Here is a 25,368-nt window from a genome sequence, read left to right on the forward strand (position 1 = left end):
ACTATTCAAGGGGGTTGTGATCATATTACTCCCCCCTTTCAAGTTTTTGAGGCAGACCCTTAGCCTGCTACAGACTCAAACTCACTATCGAAGTCAAAGACCAAGTCTTCTTGCTCTTTTTCGAGGTGCTGCTTAATACGTTTATGCGTATCAAATCCTGTACCACCAGGGATCATGTGCCCCATAATCACATTCTCTTTGAATCCTAGCAGATAATCTGTCTTACTACTGCAAGCAGCATCTGTTAAAACTCGAGTTGTGTCCTGGAATGAGGCCGCGGAAATAAAGGACTCCGTTCCCAAAGAAGCTTTAGTGATTCCAAGCAGCACTGGAACAGCTTGAGCAGGTTTCCCTCCATCCTCTTCCGTACGGCGGTTTTCTTCATAAAACTCTTTCTTATCGACATCCTCTCCGAACAACAAGGTTGTATCACCTGGATCAGTAATACGCACTTTCTGCAACATCTGTCGAACAATAATTTCAATGTGTTTGTCATTAATGTCCACACCTTGCAGTCGGTATACTTCTTGAACCTCATTAACCAAATATTTCTGCAATTCACGAACCCCACAAATTTCAAGAATTTCATGAGGAACGACTAAACCGTCCGTTAACTGCTGACCTTTGATTACGCTATCTCCACGTTGCACGATCAAGTGTTTGGTCAAAGAAATCAGATGCTCTTCTTCCATTCCCGTAACTTCATCACGCACAACAAGAATACGCTTATTCTTCTGGATACCTTTGAAGTCTACAACCCCATCAATCTTAGCAATATCCGCGGCATCTTCAGGCTTACGAGCTTCTACTAACTCTGCAACCCTAGGCAAACCACCAGTAATATCCTTCGTTTTAATTGCTCCTCGAGGCAATCTCGCTAACAACATTCCTGGAGCAATACGTTGCCCCTCTTCAACAGAGATAATAGCCCCAGAAGGAATGGCATATGTACCAACCAATTCCTGCATATTGGCGTCAGCATATATAGCAATCTGAGGATGCAATTCTCCCCTGTGTTGTTTCACAATTAATTCGACAAGACCCGTGTTCTTATTCGTGACTTTCTCTGTGGAAACTCCTTCCACTAAATCTTCATAGTGAACGAATCCTGGCTTATCACAGATAATTGGGATATTGTGGAGCTCAACTTCAGCAATTCTTTGTCCGGCCGTGACAGCTGCACCGTCATCAACCAAAATCTTAGCTCCCAATTCTACTGGGAATGTCGCTAAGCTTTCGATGGACTTCGTACTCAAAAGCTTCTTGTATTCACTCAAACTTCGTCCTTCGTCACGGACCAAGTGAAGAGCTCCCATCTTATTCAGAACAAGATTATTACCTTCTTGGTCTACAACAAAGCGTAAGTCTAAGTAAACAAGAATTCCATCACACTCGGCAACGATTTCTGGAGTTGAGGATGTCGCAGCAATCCCCCCAAGGTGGAACGTTCTCATTGTTAACTGAGTTCCAGGTTCCCCAATGGATTGAGCAGCAATAATACCAACAGCTTCTCCTAATCCAATCAGCCGGCCATTAGCAAGGTTCAAACCATAACACTTGGCACAAACTCCTCGCCGGCTTTCACAAGTAAGCGTAGATCGGATTTTTACGCTATCAATACCTGCATCATCAATAGCCTCAGCTTGGGAAGAAGTTAATACATCCCCAGCATAGGCTAAAACGTTACTTTTATCTCCTGGCTGATAGACATTTTCAGAAACTGTACGTCCATAAATACGGTCTTTCAAAGGCAGTAATTCTTCAGACCCCTGACGGATTGTCGACACCTCAATATGATTCAATGTACCACAATCTTTTTCTGTAATGATAACATCCTGAGCAACGTCCACCAAACGACGGGTTAAATATCCGGAATCCGCAGTTTTAAGCGCTGTGTCTGCTAATCCTTTTCTAGCTCCGTGAGAAGAAATAGAGTACTCAAGCACTGTCAATCCTTCTCGGAAGTTAGAAGTAATTGGAGATTCAATAATGGCTCCGTTAGGTTTAGCCATCAATCCCCGCAAAGCTCCAAGCTGTTTCAACTGAGATTTGTTTCCTCTAGCTCCAGAATCAATCATTAAGAACAGCGGATTATGTTTGCTATTGGTTTGCTTTTTGATCTCAGCATACAACGCATTAGATAAAAGATCGGAAACTTCAGTCCAGATACTAATTGTCTTGGAATGCCGCTCCCCATCGGTAATAATACCGTCTTCATATTGTTTCTTAACGACAGCAACCTTATCGTAAGCGTCTTTCAAAATCTCTTTCTTAATTTCAGGAATTCGAACATCCTTCAATCCCATAGAAATTGCAGCTTTCGTAGATTGCACGAAACCTAGCTCTTTCAAATCATCCAAAAAGCGTACAGTAGCTTCTAAACCAACTTTCTTATAGCATTGCAAGATTAGCTCACTGATACGTTTACTTGGCATACTATAGTTTTGGAAGCCAAGTTCTTTAGGAACGATTGTGTTGAAAAATACGCGGCCAGGAGTGGTCTCAATAATTTGACCATCAATTCGAACTTTAATGGCTTCATGAATATGAATCCCTCGTCCAGTTTCATCCCGACGAGAACCACATATCTCATCCTTAAGGATAAAACCTCCAGCATTCAAAGCACGAAGTACTTCTACTTCATCTTTAAATACTTTAGTTTTCCCTCCGTGTTCTTCAGGAAAATACGTTGGATCAGCCATCAAATAATAGATGCCCAATGTCATATCCTTAGAAGGTGTGGCAACAGGTTTTCCAGAAGATGGCAAGAAAATGTTATCAGGAGCCATCATTAACACCTTCGCCTCTAACTGAGCTTCAATAGAAAGAGGCACGTGAACCGCCATTTGGTCTCCATCGAAATCGGCGTTAAACGCTGCACACACTAATGGGTGAACCCGAATCGCTTTCCCTTCAATCAACACTGGCTCAAAAGCCTGTATTCCCAATCGGTGCAAAGTAGGAGCTCGGTTCAATAAGACTGGGTGTCCTTTAATGATTTCCTCAAGAACGTCCCAAACCTCTGGTGCGCCTCGTTGAATCATTTTCTTTGCTGAACGGATAGTATAAACACTACCCTGATCTTTTAGTCGCTTGATAATGAATGGCTCGAACAACTCTAACGCCATTTCTTTGGGCAAACCACATTGATTAAACTTCAACTCGGGACCAACAATAATAACAGAACGGCCAGAGTAGTCTACTCGTTTACCTAATAAGTTTTGTCGGAAACGACCATTTTTCCCTTTTAACATCTCTGATAGAGACTTAAGGGGTCTATTTCCTGCTCCCATAACAGGATGTCCATGACGTCCATTATCAAACAGAGCATCCACAGCTTCCTGTAACATCCGTTTCTCATTGCGAACAATTACCTCAGGAGTCTTCAAGCGCAAGATAGCTTTCAAACGATTATTTCGATTAATAACCCTACGATATAAATCGTTCAGATCTGAAGTAGCAAAACGCCCTCCATCCAATGGAACTAAAGGACGAAGATCTGGTGGAACAACAGGGATGTTCTTCAAGACCATCCATTCTGGACGGTTAGAGGAAGATACAAACCCTTCTACAATCTTCAACCGCTTAGCAAGCTTCATTCTTGCTTGCTGGGATTTTGTTTTTCTCAAACGATCTTTAAGCTCACCAAGGAGGCTTTCTAAATCCTCGGATTTAAGAAGATCATAAACAGCTTCTCCCCCCATTTTGGCGACAAAAGCATCTTTACCCCATTTCTCAACAACTTCTCGATATTTTGCATCATTCAGAAGTTGTTTTTTCACAAGATCAGTATTACCTGGATCAATGACAACGTATTCTTCGTAGTAAATTACACGCTCCAAATCCGAAGCTGTCATTCCCAAAACATTACCAATTCTAGATGGAGTAGTTTTGAAAAACCAAATGTGAACAATAGGAACAGCTAATTCAATATGAGCCATTCTTTCTCGTCGCACCTTAGACAGCGTGACTTCCACTCCGCAACGATCACACACAATACCTTTGTGCTTAATCTTCTTGTATTTACCGCAGTAACATTCCCAGTCCTTAGTAGGACCGAAAATCTTCTCACAAAACAATCCGCCTTTTTCAGGCTTGAATGTGCGATAATTGATCGTCTCAGGTTTCTTAATTTCGCCACAAGACCACTTGTCGCGAATAGTCACATCTGAAGCAATCCCAATTTCTAACTTATCAAACAACCCTTCTTTTGCTAGGGCTGCATCGTCTCGAGAACCTTCTTTGAACATTAACTTATCTCCAACAAGTGTTTTTTAAGCATCTACTACCATAGGGCGAACATCGAGCCCTAGACCTTGCATTTCTTTAATCAAAACATTGAACGACTCAGGCGTTCCAGAACGAAGTAAGTTTTCTCCTTTAACGATTGACTCATAGATACGAGTTCTTCCCGAAACATCGTCAGATTTCACGGTTAGGATCTCTTGTAACATATGAGCTACTCCATATGCCTCCAAGGCCCAAACTTCCATCTCCCCGAATCTTTGTCCTCCCATCTGAGCTTTTCCTCCGAGAGGCTGTTGGGTAACGAGAGAGTAAGGTCCTATCGAACGAGCATGGATCTTATCTGCAATCAGGTGGCTCAATTTCAACATATAGATGTATCCAACAACCACTTTACTGTCGAAACGCTCTCCAGTCTTACCATCGAATAAGTAGGATTTACCATCTTCAGGTAAGCCTTGCTCGATCATCATGTCCCAAATACGCGATTCAGGGAACCCTTCAAAGACAGGAGTCTTAACATAGATACCTGCTGTTTTTGCAGCATATCCCAGATGCGTTTCCAAAACCTGTCCAAGGTTCATTCGAGAAGGCACCCCTAATGGGTTCAAGATCATCTGTACCGTCTCTCCATTCGCCAAGAAGGGCATATCCGCTTCAGGAACAATCTTGGAAACAACCCCTTTGTTTCCGTGACGTCCAGCCATTTTATCCCCAACTTGTAATTTTCGTTTGGAGGCTACATAGACCTTAACTTGTCGGATTACCCCGTGGTCTAAATCGGCATCACCCTCTTTTATGTGTTCAGCCTCTGTCTTGTAATTTACTTCCAAACGCTGAACAGCTGTTTCATAGTTAGAAAGAATGTCTTTCAAAACATCGTACATATCACAAGGAGCCATTAGGAGATCAACTAAAGACTCTCTTTCTAAAAGCTCTATAGTTTCTTGATCAAAAACAGCCCCTTCCTGCACTAAAATATCTGCAGAGCGTCGATGAATGATTGCCGCAGGAGCTTTCTCATTAAGCAATAAAGCTCCCAACTTCTCTCTATGTTCCATCTTCAACTGAGCAAGCTGGCTCTTATACTCTTTTTGCAAGTCTTTAAGATGCACAGCCTCTTCAACCAGTTCATCATCACTCTTAGACAAGCGATCTTTTCTACTGAAGACTTTAACATCCATCACGACCCCTTCTGTACCAGGAGGAACCGTTAAAGAAGCATCTTTAACATCAGCAGCTTTTTCACCAAAAATAGCTCGCAATAAGCGTTCTTCAGGAGCTAACTCAGTTTCAGATTTTGGAGTGATTTTACCAACAAGAATATCCCCAGGCTTAACTTCAGCACCAATACGGACAATTCCGTCTTCTCCTAAATTTGCTAAAACTTCCTCAGAAACATTCGGAATGTCTCTTGTGATTTCTTCTTTACCAAGTTTAGTATCTCGGGCTGTCAGTTCAAACTCTTCTATGTAGATAGAAGTATAGGCATCCTGTTTGATTAATTTTTCAGAGATGATAATCGCATCTTCGAAGTTGTACCCATACCAAGGCATAAAGGCTACTAGCACGTTTTTACCAAGTGCAAGTTCTCCTTTATCCGTTGCAGGTCCATCAGCCAAAACATCCCCATGTGTCACTACATCTCCGACAGAACATAACGGAGTCTGGTTGATGCATGTTCCAGAGTTAGATCTTAAGAACTTTTTAAGTGGATATGTATCTTTCAGCGTTGGGTTATTTTTCTTCGCTACAACAATCTCGTAACTGTCGACATATTCAACAACCCCATCTTCTTGAGCAACAACAATAGCTCCAGAATCCTTAGCTGCACGTCCTTCTAATCCAGTTCCGACAATAGCAGCCTCCGTTTTCAATAAAGGCACAGCCTGCCGTTGCATGTTCGATCCCATAAGAGCTCGGTTAGCATCGTCATGCTCTAAGAAAGGAATAAGCCCGGTAACTACAGACACCAATTGTTTAGGAGAGACGTCCATATGTGTGACCGTACTCGTATCCGCTTCAAAAGCTTCTCCTTTATACCGAGCCCAACATACAGAATCCTTAAACATGTTATATTCATCAAGCTCCGCAGATGCCTGAGCGATGACACAATCCTCTTCAACATCAGCAGTCATGTACTCAATTTCATCTGTTACGATGCCATCACGCACAACGCGATAAGGAGTCTCAATAAAGCCAAATTCATTGATCTTAGCAAAAGAGGACAAGGAAGTGATCAATCCAATGTTTGGTCCTTCTGGAGTTTCAATTGGACAAATTCTACCATAGTGGCTGGAATGAACGTCTCGAACTTCAAAACCGGCTCTTTCCCTATTCAATCCTCCAGGTCCTAATGCAGATAATCGACGCTTATGTGTCAATTCCGCAACAGGATTCGTTTGATCCATAAATTGGGACAACTGGGAACGGCTAAAGAAATCTTTCAAGACACTAACTAGCCCTTTGGCAGAAATAATTTTTCCAGGAGTTAACGTATCGGAAGAAAAATCGAAGAGATTCATTCTTTCTCGAACGATTTTTTCCATTCTAGCCAATCCTGATCGGCAATGATTCTGAATTAATTCTCCAACAGAACGGACACGTCGGTTTGCCAAATGGTCGATATCATCGATAGACGTCTTCTCATCACCCATTCGCAAACGAATTAGATACTTTAGAGCTCCAATAACATCTTCTTTTCTCAAAGTCACTTGAGACAGTGTTTCGTCATCTAGAGGGAACCCTAATTTTTTATTTAATTTATAACGTCCAACACGACCTAAATTATAACGTTTAGAATCGAAAAATAGACGCATAATCGTAGAACGAGCATTAGCTAAAGTTGCTGGCTCACCTGGACGCAATCTGCGGTAAAAATCTTTAAGAGCAGCTTCGTAAGAATCTGTAGGATCTTTTGCCAACATCTTGATAATTGGATGATTTTCATCAGCTCCAACGGCAATTTTTAAAGATTGTACCCCAGCATCCAAAATGCGCTTCAGCATAGCAGTACTGAGTTTCTCTCCAGCCTTCCCGTAAACTAACGAAGAATCCGCATCTACTACATTGTCTGCTAAAACTTTACCAACTAAAGCAACAAAATCTTTTTCTGAACGCAGAGAGTGCTCTTCTACAGCGAAAAATTCTTCGATAATATCAGCATCTGTCGAATACCCCAATGCTCGAATAAACGTCATAGCTAAAATCTTTCTACGACGTTTTTTCCTATCAATGTGAATATAGATGAGGTCATTAATATCAAAAGAAGCCTCTAACCAACTTCCTCGATAAGGAATAATTCTAAAAGAGAACAAAACATTCCCTTTAGAATGTTTCTCCTGCTCAAAGTTAATCCCTGGAGAACGGTGAACTTGAGAAACAACGACCCTTTCTGCTCCATTGATAATAAAGGTTCCCTTGTCAGTCATAATAGGAATAGTTCCCATATAGACTTCTTCTTCCTTAATTCCCGTTTCATCAGTCAAACGGAAACGAACCTTTAAGGTAACGCTATAAGTAATTCCCCGACGAATACACTCTTCTGGGGAGTATTTGGGCACTCCTAAGTTATAAGAGAGGTACTCTAAAATCGTAGCTTCATTGTATGATTTGATAGGGAAAATTTCTCTGAAGACTTCTTCTAAACCAATGTTTTCTCGCTCTTCAGCTAGCTTCCCAATTTGAAGAAACTGCTTATACGACTTGATTTGAACTTCGACAAGATTAGGAAGATCTAAAATATCTTCTTTCTTTTTGATGCTGACCCGCTCCGGGCACTTGAACATGCGAGCTCTCCTAAGACTTTAAGACTTTTGGCGATACATTCCCTTATTTAGTTTCTCTATAGAGATCCCTAAACAGGCTATGACTAATGCTTTACTGACTAGGACAAGACCGAGCCTATCCAATATTGAAAACTGGATATTCTCAATAAAACTATCCTTTCAACAAACATATCACCTTGATTTCATTAAGAAAAAACCATTGCAACAGAAGTATTCTGTATGCGATGCCAAATACTAAAAATTAAGTCCAGACAAATCCGTTAAGATATACCGGGAACTCTCCTGTGCAGTTAAACGGAAAGAGAAGCTTGTAGAAACCTCCAAGCATCTCTTTTCCATAACAATTACAGTCCTTTAGCAACAGCCTTAGCACCAGCTTCTTGTAACTTCTTAACAGTGTCTTCTGCATCACTTTTAGAAGTTTTTTCTTTAACTGTCTTAGGTAATCCTTCAGTCATTTCTTTAGCTTCTTTCAAAGCTAATCCAGTAACTTCTCTAACAACTTTCAGAACCCCGATTTTCTTATCAGCAGGAACGTCTTCCAGAATTACAGCAAACTCTGTAGGCTCTGCAGAAGCAGGAGCATCACCAGCAGCAGCAGCACCAGCGACAGCTACTACAGGAGCAGCAGCAGTAACGTCCCACTTTTCTTCCAACATTTTTTTAAGCTGAGACAATTCAAGCACCGTCAAGCCGCTCAACTGTTCTACTAAAGTTTCCAAACTTTCTGTTGTCACTTTGTCACCCTTATTTTTTAGAATGTTAACACTACTCTTGAGTTTTTTCTGCTTTCTGGTCGACACAAGAAATAACACCAGAAAGAACCGAATTCATGATTCCTACAACTTGAGACATAGGAGCAGCAATGAGTCCAACAACCTGTTGTCTGAGCTCTTTCATAGAAGGCAGTTTAGCAACGGCCTCAACTTCCTTCCCAGACAAAGAAGCATTATCTATTCTTCCAGCCAGAAAAACCAGAGAATCGTTATGTTGTTTATTAAAATCTAATACTTGCTTTGCTGCAGACACAGGATCGCCGTAGGCAAACACAACCCCGAGATGCCCCTCACTATCTTCTGGATCCATTTCCACCCCAGAAGATTCTAAAGCCTTAAAGAATATTTTCTTCTTCAAAACTTCAAATTCAGCAGAAACACCGGAAAGATTGTTTCTAAAGCTTCTAGAATGCGCAGCAGTAAAACCTAGGTATCTCAACAAAATAAAACCTTGAGAAGCGGTTATCTTTTCTTCAACCTCGCGAAGCAGCAACTTTTTCTCTTCTTTCATTTTTCCTCTTTAAACTTAGAATTATAACGCAATCAACTCCCTAGTATCCACGGTAACACCAGGCCCCATGGTCGAGGAAATAGTGAAATTAACTAAATATTGTCCTTTAGCAGTTGCTGGTTTAGCCTTAACTAAAGCAGCGCACAAAGCTTCAATATTTTCTTTGATCTGCGCACTATCGAAAGAAAGTTTCGCAACTCCTACGTTGCATACACCTGCTCGATCAGCTTTAAATTCAATTTTACCTTTTCGCAGTTCCGCGATAGCTTTGACCACATCAGTTGTCACAGTACCAGATTTAGGCGTAGGCATAAGATTTCTTGGGCCTAAAACTTTTCCTAGCTTACCGACTTCTCTCATCATGTCAGGAGTGGCGACAGCAACATCAAAGTCAACCCATCCCCCCTTGATTTTTTCTACTAAGTCGTCGCTACCAACGAAGTCTGCTCCAGCCTCAATAGCTTCTGCAGCTTTATCTCCTGCAGCAAAAACTAAAATTCGCAAAACTTTACCTGTACCATGAGGCAAAGAAACCGAACCACGAATTTGCTGATCGCTCTTTCTAGGATCGATTCCCAATTTAACAGACACATCAACTGTTTGATCAAAACGCACAGCAGGACACTGTTTTAAAATATCTATCGCTTCACCTAAGGAATACGGCTTTGTGAAATCGTATTTCTCTTGGATACCACGAATGCGTTTTCCATGCTTTGTCATAATTATGCAGCTCTTTAACTAATTACTCTACATCCACACCCATGCTTCGGGCAGTCCCTTCAACCATTCTTTCGGCAGACTCTAAGAGAACAACATCCATATCTTTCATCTTTTGCTCAGCAATCGCTGTAATTTGTGCTCGAGCCAATTTACCAACTTTGTTTCTATTAGGAATCTTAGATCCAGATTCTAGTCCCAAAGCTTTCTTGATTAATGAAGAAACAGGAGGCTGTTTCATCACAAAAGAAAAAGTTTTATCCGAATATACAGTGATTACAACAGGAAGCAAATCACCTGGACGGTCTTGAGTTGCCGCATTAAACTCTTTGCAAAATCCCATAATGTTTACGCCTGCAGCACCTAAAGCAGGACCAATTGGTGGGGCTGGGTTGGCTTTCCCTCCAGGGATTTGCAATTTAATGATTTTAATAATTTTTTTATTCGACATATTCAGCCCTACTCTACCTTAGTATTCCTCTCAAAAACGAGGGGGAAAAACGAAAAAGTTAAATTATAAGAACAAGGAGAATAAGAATACACAGAATTCCTTATTCTCACTCACTTTCTTGTCCTGGAGCGACTTCTTCTACCTGCCAGAACTCTAAATCATCAACACGAGTCTCTCTTCCAAAGATAGAAACCATGACACTAAGCCGTCCTTTGTCATGAAATACCTCTGAAACAACCCCAACAAAATTAACAAAAACACCATCATTAATTTTAACTTGGGATCCCACTTCAAATTTATGTTTCTGAACAACTCCAGATTTCTTCTCTTCTAGATCTGCTAGAATATTTTTTACTTCTTCTTCGGACAAAGCTACAGGAGCCCCTCCTCCAAGAAATTCAACTACACCCTGAGTTTTCTTTACATAGGACCAAGATTCATCTGTTAAATGCATCTTAACTAAGAGGTAGCCCGGCCAAATATACTTTTCAACAATCTTATGTTCGCCTTTTTTTACTTCCATGACATTCTCGGAAGGGAGGATAATCTGCTGAATAAAATCAGACATCCCTGAGGCTTCTTTAAAATCCTCTAAAGACTTTTTTACTTTCTTCTCTTGAGCCGTAAAAACTTGGACGACATACCACTTAAACATGAATCAACCAAAGAAAAAGCTTGTTACTTTACCTAACAATGAAAGAGACTTTCGAAGAACTAAATCCACACAATAAATGGAAAAGCCAAAGCCAAAAATACTCATCAAAACAAGTTTGACATATCTTTTAAGATCTCGCTTAGTTACCCATTCAATCTTCTTAATTTCTTCCATAAAGTCACCCGCAAAAGCTGCTTGCTTTTTTGCGGAAGACACTTTCTTGAGAAACTTTCTTCGATGATCCTGCCCCATAAGCGAATTCTTCTTTCAGTTACCTAATACGAGTGCGGAGGGATTCGAACCCCCGACCGGCGGCTTTGGAGGCCACTGCTCTACCATCTAAGCTACACACCCAAAAGGCAAGGCTACAATAATGCCAAGAAAGCCTTGCCAACACATCGCTTAAATTATGCAATGATCTTAGAAATAGTTCCAGCACCGATTGTACGGCCGCCTTCACGAATAGCAAATCTCATTCCCTCTTCCAAAGCTACAGGGCTGATCAATTGCACTTCAAATTCAACGTTATCACCAGGCATGACCATTTCAACCCCTTCAGGTAAGGTTACAACACCGGTAACATCTGTTGTACGGAAGAAGAATTGAGGTCTATATCCTGTAAAGAATGGTTTATGACGACCACRTTCTTCTTTTTGTAAAACGTAAACAGCACACTTAAATTGTGTATGAGGTTTAACGCTATTTGGCAAACAAACAACCATTCCTCGTTCTACATCATTCTTACCGATACCTCTGAGGAGCAATCCAACGTTCTCTCCAGCACGACCTTCTGGAAGCTCTTTTCTGAACATCTCAACTCCAGTAACGATCGTTTCTTTAGTATCTCTAAGACCAACCAACTGAACTTTATCGGAAACTTTAACGATTCCACGCTCAATACGTCCAGTTACTACAGTTCCTCGTCCAGAAATAGAGAAGACGTCCTCAATAGGCATCAAGAATGGTTTATCAATTTCTCTTTCTGGAGTAGGGATATTGTCATCGACAGCTTGCATCAGCTCTCGAACTTTCTCTATGTAAGCAGCATCCCCTTCCAAAGCTTTCAGGGCAGAACCTCTGATAATTGGGCAACCTTTATACCCTTTTTCTTCAAGAAGCTCAGACAACTCCATTTCAACCAAGTCAACAAGCTCGGCATCTTCTTCGGAAATCATGTCAATTTTATTGAGGAAAACGACGATGTAAGGAACCCCAACCTGTCTTGCCAAAAGAATGTGCTCTTTAGTTTGAGGCATAGCTCCATCTGTTGCGGAAACTACTAAAATAGCTCCGTCCATCTGAGCCGCACCAGTAATCATGTTTTTAACATAGTCGGCGTGACCAGGGCAGTCCACGTGAGCATAGTGACGATTAGGAGTCTCGTACTCAACGTGAGAAGCGTTGATTGTAATACCGCGAGCTTTTTCTTCAGGAGTGTTGTCAATAGAGCTATAATCACGAAAATCAGCCAACCCATCTCCAGACAACGCACGCGTAATAGCAGCTGTCAACGTAGTCTTACCATGGTCAACGTGTCCAATGGTCCCTATGTTGATATGAGGCTTATTACGTTGAAAAGTTTCTTTTGACATCTCAAAAATCCTCAAATTAAAAATTAGTTTGCTACCAATATCTTTTGCCCAGAATAGGAATTGAACCTACGGCCACTTGCTTACCATGCAAGTGCTCTACCACTGAGCTACCTGGGCTTAGCGCAAAAAGGAATCAACCTAACCAGTATTGCAAATTCCCCGCAATCAAACTTTCAACTAGCTCCAACTAGTCTCCTCATCCCCTCAGCCGCAGACAAAAGTGGTGCAGAATACAACTGAAGATAATCTCGGTCTCGACGCGAGCATAGTAACTTCAGACGCAGATTATTATCAAGCTTTCCGCTTAAAACTGCGTGACTTTACCTCTATTAAAGGTCATTAAAGGACAGCAAAACAGCCCTAACGATGTCTATAGACAACGCGAGCCTTCGTCAAATCATAAGTAGACATCTCGACAGTTACGCGGTCTCCAACCAGCAAGCGGATATTGCTCATGCGCATTTTACCACACAAATGCGCAGTAATAGGGACTCCGTTCTCCAACATCACCCTAAAATGCATTCCGGGCAATAATTCTTCCACTCTACCTTCTAGAACGATCGTATCTTCTTTTTTTGCCATTCCTAAAAAAACCTAAAAAATATCCTATCTCTTGATCCCTGATCGAAATAAAAAACAGGTTTGAATATTCGTTAGGACTATAACACCTGCCATCCTCAGGAAACTCGAGAGAGCGATTATATCGACTAAATAGAAAATGTCAAACAACTTGTCAAAAAACGGAGGAGAAAGTATCTTTCGATGCTTTGCACTTGGCTTTCGCCGTTATAACGATAATTTTTAATTGGTTTACAAGCAAAAACCAGATACATTAAAATTGCCCTATTTAGACTCAATACTTCGCAGCAAACTTCCCTTCCCCCGTTCGAGCAAGAAACCCTGTTTCTATTTTAGAAAAAATATTTTGAGACATTCCTCACTCAAACTCAAAAAATTTGTTTATTTTTAAGGTAGATAGGCCATGGTCAAAGCCGTTACCCTCTCAACATCTTATTTTTATGAGATATCGCCCTCACGTTCTCCAAAAAAGGGGGGCTATTGCGGCTCCTATGAAGGTTCCGAATCATCAAATTCTTTGACTCCAGTGGCGCTGTCGACACTCTCTCCGGAACCCACTCAGAGTAAAAACAGAGTACGAGCAGTAGCCAATACTATCGGAGATTTTTTGCAAAGAAACTGGAAGTATCTACTCCTGTATACTCTTGCTTGGTCTTTAATTTTGATATGTCACAGCTCCGTTGCTCTTGTTTTAAGCATTTGGCTAGGAATAGGATTTGGAGCAGGACTTATCTTGGGAGTGATCTCTGCCAATTTCTTAGATAAAAACAACAAATATCCTCACCTGAACAGCCTATGGAACATCACCAATCACGGACTACAACAGCTAGATCCAAATGGAACAAGGCAAGTTCTCCTAGCCACAATCGTTGCGTCCATTTCAGCGCTCATTTATGCCTCTCCTCAAGCTATTGGTTTTGCTATCGGAGCTTTTTTAGGGAACCAAACAAGCACTTTAGCTGTTTATGGCTATCGATTCAAATCAGGCCCAGGATATATAGCTGATCGAGATCTTTTCAATAAACAAGAAGAGCGGATTCGACAAGCTCTTATGCAATGTCATCTAATCCGCAATCAAATGATTTTACAACACCACTTGGATTTATTAAAAAGACGCTCTCACCATAAGAGCTCTCTCCGTATCAGCCAATCCAAGACAATAACAATACGACCTCTCACAGACAGAGTTTCCCTACCCGAAGACATAGGGAGTGATCTCCTGTGCAAGAACCCTCAAACGGCAATTTCCATCCTCAATAATAAAATTTCCCAATTAAACCAATCGCTTGCTCAACTTTACGACTGTCCAACACGAGTTATTGAACAATGACACTAACCACCCCACCATCTGAACATAAGACCTGCTTAGCAAAACAAGAAAGAGCTTTAGCGCTTCTCTTTCCAAAAAACTTTGTTAAAGATAATTTGTATAAACAGCTCTTACAAATTGGCCGCACAGCTAAACCTTTCCCTAAAGAGTTTTTAACAAAAGAAAATTTAGTTTTAGGCTGCCAAAACGACCTCTATCTTCATAGTGAATTCAGAGATAATGCATTATTTTTTTTCACCTATACTGAAGCCTTGATTTCTTCCGGAATCGCAGTACTGTTTTCTGATATCTATTCGGGAGAAACTCCTGAAACTATCCTAACCTGCAAACCCTTATTTTTCGAAAAATTAAGCGAGCACTTATCTATGGGAAGGTCTCATGGAGGAGAGTCATTGTTCTTAAACATGCAGCGCATAGCTGTTCAGTATTTAACTCGAAAAACCTTGTAACCAAAGAGCCTAACCAATGGTTCTCACTGGCTAGGCTCCCTGTACCCATCAAAAAAAATTTAATTTCCACGACGAGAATTTCTTACCAGTCGGAATGCTGTATATAAAAAGTACAGCAGCATCACTCCGCACCATATCATACGTATAGTGTTGAGCAATCGAGCCACACTTCCCGTCTGCAGATCGCTTTCATAAACCCCTGTAATTTGAGGGAAAACATTTTTTACCATGCTACCCCCAACACATCCAGTAGTGTTATTTGCAATGACGGTAGAATTAGGTGAAGAGGTATTATTACAAGGAACCCTTCGACAAGCTTCTGGAAACCTCAAGCTGAAAGCATCTATTCCAACAAACATCAACTGTACTAAAGAAGCCATTGTCAGAGATATCAAATCCAAAGAACCCCCTACAGCAGCATGTTGTCGACGACCATATCTATCTAGCCGCCCATTAACTAAGCTTACTCCCTGACTACTTGACCTGGAATTCCTTTCCCGTTCTTCCCTATAAATAGCAGGTGTAGTGATTCTCATACCCAATCCCACAACACGACTCCAAACTCTAGGGCAATTCCTCTCCGAAATATCTAAAAGAATTACTGGAGTAAGGCAAGATTCCATCCAAAATAACATATTCCTTATGCAGGAAGATCCAGGACTACTTTGAAGTAATAATCGAATAGTCACTACGTAGCCAGAGCTTAACTCCATAATCCCAGCCAACCATGACCATGAGCCAAACAACCTAGCCAACATCCTAATCAAACGCATACGAGAAGCTCTATCAGGCCTGTTTGTGCATAGCAGGAAAATCTCAGAAAAAACTCCTCCAATATAAGAAGCTGTAAACATAGCATCGAACATATCTAAAGCTTCCCATGAAGATGGTGAATACGAATATACAGCCTTGCTTGTGGTTAGAGTATGTCTAGCTAACCCCGTCAATAGAAGAATCAATCGCATGTGAGGCAAAGGGAATGGATTCGCGGCGTGCACTGAAGAGGTCATATCCTGACTCAGAGCATCCTGTAAGCGGGTAAAACCAACACTCTCTTCTGAAGAAACCACGCGCACAAGCTGTAAACGAGATGAACACGAATCGTCACTAACTGGAGAACTTGCAGCCGATAGGGAGGCCACCCCTGCTAAACGCATGAACTCCAATCGCAAGGCAAATTCGAAACAAGAATCCCAAACTTCAGGAAATATACTTTGTGTATAGGGGGAAAACGGAATTCTTGAAATACATCCTCTTTGTCTAGCCGCCACAAAGCCACTAACATCTAACATCATTCCTAAGTTACCTGGACTCAAATAAAAGTGGCTGTTTGAAGTTGAGGTAACAAAAAATGAAGGATTTATTCCAACCACACGAATACGAGAGAGCCACTCCTGACACTGAATCAACTGAAGTGCTCTTTCTACGAAAAGACCTCCATCTCCATTATAAATCAGAAGAAAGCTTCCCGAAGCACATCTTTGAAAAAATCTAGACCAGGTCCCTAGCAAAGACCTTACCGTTGGATGATACTGGGAGATCGAAGAACAGCACGACAAACCCATTCCTCTAGTCAGCAAGGCACAAGCCAATCCCCCTGCATTAGGTATGGCCGTAACGGGCTGCTGAAGCATTTCACTCAACCTAATACCATCGCTCCAAACGCCACAGTTAGCTAATCCGCTCGAATTAACGTATCCAATTTCACAAGATGTTTGTAAGCTGTTCTCTTCCTCTTCACTAAAATTACAAACACGCACTCCGCAAAGCACTTCTTCATTAACTCCCAAATCTATTGATAAAGATTCAGAAGTCGAAGAACTGCCCACATCGCTAATAACACTGTCCACCCGTTCTGCAGTAGATTGAACCGAAGAAGAAGAAGTTGTGGACAAGATCCCTGTTGAAGAGCTCGAACTATCACTCGAATCTATTTCGATTTCCTCTTCTATAGTCAAACTGCAACCTTCATTCTGATTGCAGTCATTTGAACATGGCTTAGGCATAATAATTCCCCCTAAATACGCCCCCTGTTACTACTAAAAACTTTTCTAATAACCCCATATCGCTATCAACCGTAGGTATGACAGAGTCTATAATTGAGTAAAAAAAAAGCTCTTTGTTAAACCTTTGGAGGTCTAACAAAGAGCTTTTCTATACACATAAACCACTAACCTAAGCTCTGTCCTATCCTCCGTCTATTACTTTCTTCCCGTAGATAATCACGACTGACCGCATGGAAATGGTATGCATCGATTGTAAAAAAATAGCTACGTTTGAAGAAATAATTTGCGAACAAACACATCCAACAAGCCACAAGCTTGGCCACTGAATGAAGGCAAAAATATTTCTAAAACCTAGCGAGTTCATTTCTGAATTTCGTTAATATAAAAAACAGAAATTCTATTCATTTTTAATAAAAAACGCAAGTAATTTCTCAATCAGCTATAACTAATCGAGATATCGTTAAATAAAAAGTCGTAATCGAAAAAAGAGTTAGAAGAGTTCTTTAAAGCACTAGGAAAAAAGCCCTTTGTAGGACCAAAGGTTCAGTAAAGGCTTTTTTTTGACTTTGTAATATTTACTAAACCTTTCTTAACCTTAGGCCCTATTTTAGGTATTGAGCAAACTTAGTGATGCGGTCCTTATAACTAAACGGAAATTCTTACTTTAAGCCATTACAAAATGCTTCAAGCTCAATCTCCCAACATAAAAAACCGAGAACACAACACGCCGTTATAAGTTATCAACCGATCTCTCTTATCCGAAGATAAGACAAAACTGCTGTCCAAAACGACAGTATTCGTTGCCACAATAAATAAAAGAGAAAGCCTAGAATGGTATCGCTTTCTAAAAAAAGGTGCAATGGGGAAACCCTAAAAATTCATGAATCCAATTGTCATCCCTTCGAGAAGCTTTCCCTCTTGCCAAACATTCATAGCCTGTGGTAAGATTCCCTTCTTCTAGCCTGGGGCAATAGCTCAGCGGTTAGAGCTGCGGACTCATAACCCGTAGGTCCCTGGTTCAAATCCAGGTTGCCCCAATCTCCCTACACACTTGCAAGCCGTTGAGGCTGGCATTTCCCTGATCTAGTCTTATTGAAAGGCTAGTTCTCTTGGGTTCACAATGAGGTGGAATCGGTCCACGTACACTCTACGCGCCATTTACATCTAGTCTGCATGTGAAACCTGTTAGGGAATTTCGATTGAATCCCCTAGATTATAAGAATTCTTTTCAGAAAAAATTAGGCGCACACTACCCAATAAAACTTTTTTATTTTTCAGATAATGCACTCAACATGCGTCTGCGCAGATTCTACCAAAAGGACCTATCACCATGACAAAGAATGCAAGACTATTCTCGAGACATGATAGCTAAAGTTCCTAGTAAAAAGTTCAGCTTCATCAACTAATCAAGATTGAAGATCTCCTAAAATAAGGATGCCATATGCGCATACCGTCTACCTGACTGCTTCACAGACATTCTAAACAAAACCTATCTCTTCTAACCTTGCTATCCTATCTCCCGAGAGCTTACCTTTCCTGAAATTTTCTCTTTGATGCTTTACCCAAGATGCCAGCTGAGGATTTTCAGGATACCTCTGAGGAACTCTACAATGCCCATGCTCTTCTTGGAAGCGTTGCAATTCTAAAAAATTCTCCTCCCATGCTCCTTCAAAAACATCCCAAACAAAACCTATCTCTTCCAACTTTGTTATCCTATCTTCTGAAAGCTTACCTGCCTTAAAACATCTTCTTTGGACATGTACCCAAGACGCCAGCTGAGGATTTTCAGGATATCTACTAGGAACTCTACAATGCCCGTGCTCTTCTTGGAAGCGTTGCAATTCTAAAAAATTCTCCTCCCATGCTCCTTCAAAAACTTTCCAAATAAAACCTATCTCTTCCAACTTTGTTATCCTATCTTCTGAAAGCTTACCTGCCTTAAAACATCTTCTTTGGACATGTACCCAAGACGCCAGCTGAGGATTTTCAGGATATCTACTAGGAACTCTACAATGCCCGTGCTCTTCTTGGAAGCGTTGCAATTCTAAAAAATTCTCCTCCCATGCTCCTTCAAAAACTTTCCAAATAAAACCTATCTCTTCTAGCCTTGTTATCCTATCTTCTGAGAGCTTTCCTTCCTTAAAATCATTTCTCTGGTTGCGTACCCAAGTCGCCAGCTGAGGATTTTTAGGATACTCACGAGGAACTCTACAGTGGCCGTGCTCTTCTTGGAAGTGTCTTAGCTCCAGAAAATTCTCCTCCCACGCTCCTTCAGGAACATCCCAAATAAAACCTATCTCATTCATCCTCTCTATCTTATCTTCTGAGAGCTTACCTGCCTTAAAACATCTTCTTTGGACATGTACCCAAGACGCCAGCTGAGGATTTTTAGGATACTCACGAGGAACTCTACAGTGGCCGTGTTCCTTTCGAAAGTCTAATAAAACTCCAAACTGTTCGTACCACCCATCAGATATTTGCTTAATTACCTTCCTATTAAAAATAGGTAATATTTTTGGAGAGAGGGAATTAGCAAATTCTGCACCATCTATAGGAAAGGCATCATTTAAGATAATCGTAACTTTATCTAAAAGTTTAGCAGGATTTTTAAGTCTGCCTCTTCCCATTTCTATACGTAAATTATCTAATTGCTCAGATACCATATCATCATGTGTCTTCAAGGCCTTGAGCACATTCCAAACAGGACCAAAACAAGCGTTTTCAAAAGCTTGTTCGATATTATCTTCATCCATAAGATCGATATCGGCATCCAAGAGAACAGGGACTATTATATAACCTTTTTCTTTATTAGGAGCTTGTCTGATCGCCCTTCCGACAGCTTGAATAATCTCTATATGAGAACCTTTAGGATCCACAAAAGCAATCCCATTCAGAATAGGAAGATCAACTCCTTCTGATAAGCAATGCACATTCGCTATAACAGACACTTCTTTTGTAAGTTTAAAGTCTCTTAAAATATTGGCCCGATGGCCTTGAGTCATATAGCCAAAGATACAGCTAGTGTTTAGCTTCTTAGGTCGTTGGTTTTGATCAATCTTCTCAAGAGCTGCTTCAAAGGTGTCGGCAAACTTCTTGGCATCAGCCGTGCGACTATGATAGGAAATCGTGCGCTGAAGATGATATTGTTTCATAGTTTTAGCTATGAGAATCTGACTTGCAAGGGTTCTTGCATCATTTCCGTGATCGGAAATTTCCACACCTATTCCTTCTCCTTGGACGAAGGCTCCTTCTTCAGCATACTGTCGATACCGGGCATGGCTCATTAAAGGAATCACCACTTCATAATCACAGAGCAAATCTCTATCAATGGCTTGAGAGAAGGGGAGCTGATAAAATAGCGGACCAAATTTCTCATCATCATCCATCGAAACGATCTCAAACCCTTGATCTTTAGATAGAGCCTTTACCTGAGTAGAATAAATCCTTGGGGTAGCCGTCATGAACAATCTGCACCGAGATCTTAACCTATGGACAGTAGAAAAAGCGGTATCCACTTTCCCCGCACAACGGTGCGCTTCATCTGCTAGAACAAGATCAAAAATTAAGTCCTTTTCTCTCTCACAAGCTTCGAATAGTTTAGGAGAAGACTGATACGTAGAAAAAATAATTTTTGGAACATTAGGTTCTTTTTTCAGCAATTCTAGAATTCTTGTTGGATCCGTCGTTACTGGGAACCCTAGCTCAGAAACAGACATATCCTCATCATCGTTCTTTCTTTTTTTACCAACAGTATCGTCTGAGCAAACAAAAATAGGACGGAATGTGTAGAAATCGGTGTTATTTGCCCATTCACGAAACATCTGATCCACTAGCGAAATCGAAGGAACTAGAACAAGTGTGTACTTACATTGCAGTTTCTGAACGACCCATAATCCAACAAGAGATTTCCCTGTGCCACAAGCCATATAAATACGACCTTTATCATGTGTTGCAAATCCCTCCTCAATGGCACGAATCGCTTCTTCTTGATGGGGTCTAGGAGTTTTAAGTTTGGGTCTAGGCAGAGGTATTCGGGAGTTTCTCCATCTATTGAATTCCTCCATTTTGAGATATCGCGAGCTAACATTCCCTTGATTATTAATCTCGAACTTACAAGACACGCTGAGAGGCGCTGTATGAAGCAGTAATCGCAATGAAAAACGTGCTCGTAAAGATTCATCGACCTTAGCAGAAAAGGAGAGAAATGAATCTATATCTCTCCGTTCAATACGGGATTGTGGGTCATAACATTTACACTGGATCGCCCAAAACTCACCTGTATAAGTTTCTGCAATAAGATCGACACCTCGGTCTTTTGTATCTTGTTGCAGACTCAGTTTCCGTTTGATCTCCATTGGACAATCCGCCTGAAGCCAAACCTCCTTTAACTCAAGTTTGTACTCAGGATCGCACTCTAAAAGCCACTTACAATACTTCTCAAATTCCTTACCCTGCTCCTGTACTGTAAGAACGGAAAAACTTTTATGACTCATAATTCTATATCATTAATGCAGAAACTCCATCATTTTGGAGCAAATTAGCTGGAAAACCTCGTTTTCCCGCTGCTTCAACGGTAGAGTTTTCGATTCAACTATCTTGACTACTAAATTATGGGGAGAACGCAACTACTCTAAAGAAGTTTTACCACCTATCCCCTATGTGATTGGCTATAAAGCCGTGGGGAATGGTAGGGAAAACTAACGATTACAAGCAACGAAAGAGAAATTTTGATACTCAGTGACTTAGAAAATATCTTTGATGAATACCCAGTAGACACTGGGTATTCATTCAAGCTATTCACTTATAGGATTAATAGATGGATTCGAACAACGTGATTTCCTTGTGAGGGAGTTCAGATAAAAAGATTACGATGTCAAATTCCCCACTCCTTTGGCAGAATCTATCAAAGCCTGCATGAGGGTAACATCTTTCCGTAAAACACCAGGACGCTCTACTCCTGAAGATACATCAATCCCCCTGGGACTAAGAAGTCTCACTGCCTCCCCAACATTTCCAGGATTCACTCCGCCTCCTAACATCCAGTTGTCATGTTGGAATGGAGAAAATGCTCTCCAATCAAAAGGTGTCCCCCTTTCTCCTCCAATGTGATCATATATCACAGTAACCGTGTTACTCATTGGAGGGATCGCTGCTGATGGCTGACCATTAGAATAGACAGACACAACATAAAAAATGGAAAACAACTCTCGTAATTGAGAAAATTTAAAATCAATGTTCCTTCCAGACAACTGAATACTAGTAATTCCAGTTGCCGAGGAAATAGCGATAATTTCCCCTATAGAATGCTCTGAAAACACTCCTACAGGTTCCGAACCACCATCTCGTATTGCTTCTACAATGCACTTTGCCGTCTCTTTGGTAACGCATCTTTGAGAATCTTTAGCAAAAATCATGCCAACATAGTCAGCTCCAGCTTTAGCAGCTTCCCAAGCATCATCAGGATGCGTAACACCACAAATTTTCACCTTCATACAATAAAGGGTCTAAGACCAACTATTTAACGAAATAAACAAGAAAAAAATAAGGAAAGGTATTTAGCGTATCTAAAAGATTTATATCAAAGCAATAAAAAATAAATCGGATAAAATAAGCCCCTCTTGCAAGAAATCGAATATTACGCTTTGATCTATTCTACGAAATGAGTGCACAGGTTATTCGGAAATTCCATGCTTACAGATAAAAAAAGTTCTCCTACTTGGTCTAGTCTTCTCCCCTCCGAAACATCACAATATTTTGTTTTCGGTAACTGGAAAATGAACAAAACTTTTAGCGAAGCTCAGACCTTCTTAAAAGATTTTGTTTCTTGTGAAATTCTCTCTAATCCTAAAATCATTACAGGGATTATACCCCCGTTCACACTTCTGTCCTCCTGTCAGCAAATCATAAAGAATACCCCTATCCGTTTAGGAGCCCAAACTTTACACGAGGTGGATTCAGGAGCATTTACTGGGGAAATTTCAGCTCCAATGCTCAAAGACATCGGAGTCGATTTTGTCCTCATTGGGCATTCTGAAAGACGCCACATCTTCCATGAACAAAATCACTCTCTTGCAGAAAAACTACTCGCAGCGATTCGTAACGGAATCGTTCCCGTTCTTTGTATCGGAGAAACCCTAGAAGAACAAGAAGCTGGAGCAACTCAAGATATTCTTTTAGAACAACTAACCGTAGGGTTATCTCGACTCCCAGAACATGCCCCCTTCATTCTAGCTTATGAACCGGTCTGGGCTATCGGCACAGGGAAAGTAGCTAATCCTGACTTAGTTCAAGAAATTCATGCTTTCTGTAGAAATGTCGTCAAAGATCTTATTTCTAAGGATGCTGCCGAGCGCACTCCTATTCTTTATGGAGGGTCTGTGAAAGCTGATAATACTCGCGCACTTACTCTCTGTCCGGACGTTAACGGACTTTTAGTTGGAGGAGCTTCTCTATCTGTAGAGAGTTTTCTTGCTATTATACAACAAATCGCTGTCTCATAAATCATAGTACCTATGTCGATAACATCTCCTCCTGTAGAAGTCTCTGTCCTTACAGATTCTATTAAGAATCTTTTAGAAAAAAATTTTCTTCGGGTAGTGGTTAAAGGAGAACTCAGCAACGTCTCTTTGCAAACGAGTGGACACCTTTACTTTGCTATCAAAGATAGTAAGGCTGTTCTCAATGGAGCCTTTTTTCATTTCCGCAGCAAATACTTTGATCGTAGGCCCAAAGACGGAGATTACGTGATTCTTCACGGGAAACTCACCGTCTATGCTCCTAGAGGTCAATATCAAATCGTAGCCTATGCCCTTACCTTCTCTGGGGAAGGCAATTTGCTACAACAATTCGAAGAACGTAAACAACGTCTCGCTGCGGAAGGATATTTCGATCCCAAACGTAAGCGTCAGATTCCTTCTGAAGCTAGAACAATAGGGGTCATCACAAGCCCTACAGGAGCTGTCATTCAGGATATTTTACGAGTTCTTTCTCGACGCTGTCACCAATTTCAAGTGATCCTATACCCAGTCACTGTACAAGGTCCTACTGCTGCTCAAGAAATTTCTCGAGCCATTCAAGTTTTCAATCAAGAAAACATTAAAATCGACACGCTCATTGTTGCCAGGGGTGGTGGTAGCATCGAAGATCTTTGGGCCTTTAATGAAGAAATCCTAGTCAAAGCTATTGCAGCAAGTTCTATCCCTATTATTTCTGCTGTTGGTCATGAAACCGATTTTACTCTTTGTGACTTTGCTGCAGATGTTCGCGCACCAACCCCCTCGGCTGCAGCAGAAATTGTATGTAAAAGCAGTGAACAATATCACCAAGAGCTTCAAAATTTACTTCGACATCTCTCATCCCACTCGAGACAATTTATTGCTGCAAAAAAGAATCTTCTCTCTCATTGGAAAAAGCATCTTGCTACAGCAGATTTTTACCATACAGCACAACAAACTTTGGATTACACCCGACTATCCTTAGAAAGAACTCTAGATGCTAAACTCGAACATTATAAACAGCATCTCGCACAATATAAGCGTTGGCTAAAGAGCGATATCCTAATCCGTGTAGAAAAACACCTGTCTAATCTCAATCAAGCTCTTGAATCAGCTATTAAAAATAAACTTTATTCTAATAAAGTCTCTTTACATCAGCTATATACTTCTCGTTTCAAAAATGAATTACCTAATTTACAACATCGCACTCAACACGCAAAACATCTTTTAAACCAACTTTCTCGTAGATTGCACTTTGTAATGGCAAACTCACAAGAAACGAAATTACAAAGGTTTGCTCGCTTACAAGAAGAATTTTCTTTCATGATACAGCACCTTTTAACCAAAGCTAAGGAACGCTGCCAGTCCGTACAAGAACAGATGGCCTCTCTGAATCCAAAAAATGTTTTGAAAAGAGGTTTTGCCCAGCTCTTTGACTTTAATAAACACTCTGTTATCATTTCAGCTGAATCTCTTAAGCAAAGCGATCTTGTGCGGGTCTGCCTCCAAGACGGTGAAGCAGTTTTATCAGTAAAAGAAGTTTGGCTGAACAATGACAAAAAAGGCTAAAAACGTGGAAAAAGTTCCCTTTGAAGACGCAATGAAACGCTTGGAAGAGATTATAGATCTCATGAATCAGCCAACAACGGCTTTAGAAGCTTCTCTCGCTTTATATGAAGAAGCCGATCAGTTGATGCGCATATGCGAGTCCCGCATCCAAGAAGTTGAAGCACGTATTAAACAGCTCTCCGATCAACGGAGCGAATCATAATCGG

Annotated in this window: 18 protein-coding genes and 3 tRNA genes; 6 read left to right on the forward strand and 15 right to left on the reverse strand. The window is 40.9% G+C overall.

All coding sequences use genetic code 11. The annotated features are described in order from the left end of the window. Window positions 1–59 precede the first annotated feature (59 nt). From rpoC to infA, 12 genes are all read right to left on the reverse strand, one after another. Window positions 60–4,250, reverse strand: coding sequence for a DNA-directed RNA polymerase subunit beta' (gene rpoC, locus TC_RS02975; RefSeq protein WP_010230914.1), 4,191 nt, complete (start codon window positions 4,248–4,250; stop codon window positions 60–62). 24 nt (window positions 4,251–4,274) lie between these two features. Beyond that, the gene (gene rpoB, locus TC_RS02980; RefSeq protein WP_010230915.1) at window positions 4,275–8,033 is read right to left on the reverse strand and encodes a DNA-directed RNA polymerase subunit beta; all 3,759 of its coding nucleotides are present in this window, start codon (window positions 8,031–8,033) and stop codon (window positions 4,275–4,277) included. A gap of 344 nt (window positions 8,034–8,377) precedes the next feature. Continuing rightward, window positions 8,378–8,770: a 50S ribosomal protein L7/L12 gene (gene rplL / locus TC_RS02985; protein WP_010230916.1), complete on the reverse strand. Its 393-nt coding sequence runs from the start codon at window positions 8,768–8,770 to the stop codon at window positions 8,378–8,380. A 31-nt stretch (window positions 8,771–8,801) separates the two neighbouring features. Further along, the gene (gene rplJ / locus TC_RS02990; RefSeq protein WP_010230917.1) at window positions 8,802–9,320 is read right to left on the reverse strand and encodes a 50S ribosomal protein L10; all 519 of its coding nucleotides are present in this window, start codon (window positions 9,318–9,320) and stop codon (window positions 8,802–8,804) included. Between the two features lie 21 nt (window positions 9,321–9,341). Next, window positions 9,342–10,040: a 50S ribosomal protein L1 gene (rplA, locus tag TC_RS02995; protein ID WP_010230919.1), complete on the reverse strand. Its 699-nt coding sequence runs from the start codon at window positions 10,038–10,040 to the stop codon at window positions 9,342–9,344. Between the two features lie 22 nt (window positions 10,041–10,062). Beyond that, the gene (rplK, locus tag TC_RS03000; protein ID WP_010230923.1) at window positions 10,063–10,488 is read right to left on the reverse strand and encodes a 50S ribosomal protein L11; all 426 of its coding nucleotides are present in this window, start codon (window positions 10,486–10,488) and stop codon (window positions 10,063–10,065) included. Window positions 10,489–10,594: 106 nt separating this feature from the next. Further along, window positions 10,595–11,143 carry a transcription termination/antitermination protein NusG gene (gene nusG / locus TC_RS03005; protein ID WP_010230925.1) on the reverse strand — a complete coding sequence of 183 codons (549 nt, stop codon included), beginning with the start codon at window positions 11,141–11,143 and terminating at the stop codon, window positions 10,595–10,597. A gap of 3 nt (window positions 11,144–11,146) precedes the next feature. Next, complete coding sequence (gene secE, locus TC_RS03010) at window positions 11,147–11,395, reverse strand: preprotein translocase subunit SecE (RefSeq protein WP_010230926.1); 249 nt, start codon at window positions 11,393–11,395, stop codon at window positions 11,147–11,149. Between the two features lie 29 nt (window positions 11,396–11,424). Next, window positions 11,425–11,497 (reverse strand) — tRNA-Trp (locus TC_RS03015). Window positions 11,498–11,550: 53 nt separating this feature from the next. After that, the gene (gene tuf / locus TC_RS03020) at window positions 11,551–12,735 is read right to left on the reverse strand and encodes an elongation factor Tu (protein ID WP_010904371.1); all 1,185 of its coding nucleotides are present in this window, start codon (window positions 12,733–12,735) and stop codon (window positions 11,551–11,553) included. A gap of 45 nt (window positions 12,736–12,780) precedes the next feature. Continuing rightward, a tRNA-Thr gene (locus tag TC_RS03025) sits at window positions 12,781–12,852 on the reverse strand. Between the two features lie 243 nt (window positions 12,853–13,095). Next, complete coding sequence (infA, locus tag TC_RS03030; RefSeq protein WP_009871670.1) at window positions 13,096–13,317, reverse strand: translation initiation factor IF-1; 222 nt, start codon at window positions 13,315–13,317, stop codon at window positions 13,096–13,098. Window positions 13,318–13,717: 400 nt separating this feature from the next. Between infA and TC_RS03035 the strand changes: the two genes are divergently transcribed. Together TC_RS03035 and TC_RS03040 are read left to right on the forward strand one after the other, a co-directional pair. Beyond that, window positions 13,718–14,644 (forward strand): hypothetical protein, encoded by a 927-nt coding sequence (locus tag TC_RS03035; RefSeq protein WP_010230951.1) that lies wholly within the window; start codon window positions 13,718–13,720, stop codon window positions 14,642–14,644. Continuing rightward, on the forward strand, window positions 14,641–15,093 hold the full coding sequence (locus TC_RS03040) for a SufE family protein (protein ID WP_010230954.1): 453 nt from the start codon (window positions 14,641–14,643) through the stop codon (window positions 15,091–15,093). The genes TC_RS03035 and TC_RS03040 overlap by 4 nt, the downstream gene beginning before the upstream one ends. Window positions 15,094–15,152: 59 nt before the next feature. Here the strand turns inward: TC_RS03040 and TC_RS03045 are convergent, their stop codons facing one another. Continuing rightward, the gene (locus TC_RS03045) at window positions 15,153–17,099 is read right to left on the reverse strand and encodes a DUF687 family protein (RefSeq protein WP_010230956.1); all 1,947 of its coding nucleotides are present in this window, start codon (window positions 17,097–17,099) and stop codon (window positions 15,153–15,155) included. Window positions 17,100–18,063: 964 nt separating this feature from the next. Between TC_RS03045 and TC_RS03050 the strand changes: the two genes are divergently transcribed. Beyond that, a tRNA-Ile gene (locus TC_RS03050) sits at window positions 18,064–18,136 on the forward strand. Between the two features lie 441 nt (window positions 18,137–18,577). Here TC_RS03050 and TC_RS03055 read toward each other — a convergent pair. Next, a complete protein-coding gene (locus TC_RS03055) occupies window positions 18,578–21,592 on the reverse strand; it encodes a DEAD/DEAH box helicase (RefSeq protein ID WP_010230958.1) in 3,015 nt (1,004 codons plus the stop codon). A gap of 372 nt (window positions 21,593–21,964) precedes the next feature. Beyond that, the gene (locus tag TC_RS03060; RefSeq protein ID WP_010230961.1) at window positions 21,965–22,591 is read right to left on the reverse strand and encodes a phosphoribosylanthranilate isomerase; all 627 of its coding nucleotides are present in this window, start codon (window positions 22,589–22,591) and stop codon (window positions 21,965–21,967) included. 195 nt (window positions 22,592–22,786) lie between these two features. Here TC_RS03060 and tpiA point away from each other — a divergent pair, with 195 nt between their 5' ends. From tpiA to TC_RS03075, 3 genes are read left to right on the forward strand one after another with little or no spacing between them, the layout of a single operon-like run. Further along, window positions 22,787–23,599, forward strand: a complete 813-nt coding sequence (gene tpiA / locus TC_RS03065) for a triose-phosphate isomerase (protein WP_010230963.1) — start codon at window positions 22,787–22,789, stop codon at window positions 23,597–23,599. Between the two features lie 12 nt (window positions 23,600–23,611). Beyond that, window positions 23,612–25,162 (forward strand): exodeoxyribonuclease VII large subunit, encoded by a 1,551-nt coding sequence (gene xseA, locus TC_RS03070; RefSeq protein WP_010230965.1) that lies wholly within the window; start codon window positions 23,612–23,614, stop codon window positions 25,160–25,162. After that, on the forward strand, window positions 25,146–25,364 hold the full coding sequence (locus TC_RS03075; protein WP_010230968.1) for an exodeoxyribonuclease VII small subunit: 219 nt from the start codon (window positions 25,146–25,148) through the stop codon (window positions 25,362–25,364). Before xseA ends, TC_RS03075 begins: the two co-directional genes overlap by 17 nt. Window positions 25,365–25,368 lie beyond the last annotated feature (4 nt).

This window comes from Chlamydia muridarum str. Nigg (assembly GCF_000006685.1).
Classification (GTDB): Bacteria; Chlamydiota; Chlamydiia; order Chlamydiales; family Chlamydiaceae; genus Chlamydia; species Chlamydia muridarum.